1 protein-coding gene is annotated in these 1,182 nt (G+C 60.0%); it reads right to left on the bottom strand.

Annotated features, from left to right (window positions below):
- Positions 1-6: 6 nt before the first annotated feature.
- Positions 7-1,182 (bottom strand): elongation factor Tu (gene tuf, locus ACP2AV_RS15655; RefSeq protein ID WP_426373700.1); only part of this gene is annotated, 1,176 nt, incomplete at its 5' end.

Here is a 1,182-nt window from a genome sequence, read left to right as displayed (position 1 = left end):
CCCGGCTTACTCGATGATTTTCGAGACGACGCCGGAGCCTACGGTGCGGCCGCCTTCGCGGATGGCGAAGCGCAGGCCGTCTTCCATGGCGATCGGCGCGATCAGTTCAACCGCGAATTTCAGGTTGTCGCCCGGCATCACCATTTCGGTGCCTTCGGGCAGTTCAACCGTGCCGGTCACGTCCGTCGTGCGGAAGTAGAACTGCGGGCGATAGTTCGCAAAGAACGGCGTGTGACGGCCACCTTCGTCCTTGGTCAGGATGTAGACCTCGGCTTCGAACTTGGTGTGCGGGGTCACCGAACCGGGCTTACACAGAACCTGGCCACGCTCAACCGCTTCACGGTCGATACCGCGCAGCAGGGCGCCGATGTTGTCGCCCGCTTCGCCGCGGTCCAGCAGCTTGCGGAACATTTCAACGCCGGTACAGGTGGTCTTCGTGGTGTCCTTGATACCCACGATTTCCAGCTCGTCGCCCACGTTGATCACGCCGCGCTCAACGCGACCGGTCACAACCGTACCACGACCCGAAATCGAGAACACGTCTTCGATCGGCATCAGGAACGGCTGGTCGATCAGACGCTCGGGCTGCGGGATGTAGCTGTCGACAGCTTCCATCAGTTCGCGGATCTTGTTTTCGCCAATCTCAGGATCGCGCCCTTCCATAGCGGCCAGCGCGGAACCCGCGATGATCGGAATGTCGTCGCCCGGGAAGTCGTATTCGGACAGAAGTTCGCGGATTTCCATTTCGACCAGCTCAAGAAGCTCTTCGTCGTCGACCTGGTCAACCTTGTTCATGAACACGACCAGCGCGGGAACGCCAACCTGACGGGCCAGCAGGATGTGCTCGCGCGTCTGGGGCATCGGGCCGTCCGCTGCGTTCACAACCAGAATGCCGCCGTCCATCTGCGCCGCACCCGTGATCATGTTCTTCACATAGTCAGCGTGGCCGGGGCAATCGACGTGCGCGTAGTGACGGTTGTCCGTCTCGTATTCAACGTGGGCCGTCGAAATCGTGATCCCACGCGCCTTTTCTTCGGGTGCGCCATCAATCTGGTCATAGGCTTTGAAATCACCGAAATACTTGGTGATCGCTGCCGTCAGCGTGGTCTTGCCGTGGTCAACGTGCCCAATCGTACCGATGTTCACGTGCGGTTTAGAGCGGTCAAACTTTTCCTTAGCCAT

This window comes from Aliiroseovarius sp. PTFE2010 (assembly GCF_049943335.1).
Classification (GTDB): Bacteria; Pseudomonadota; Alphaproteobacteria; order Rhodobacterales; family Rhodobacteraceae; genus JBNFVY01.
Note: the sequence above shows the minus strand (reverse complement) of the source record. Positions and strands in the feature narration are given on the sequence as shown.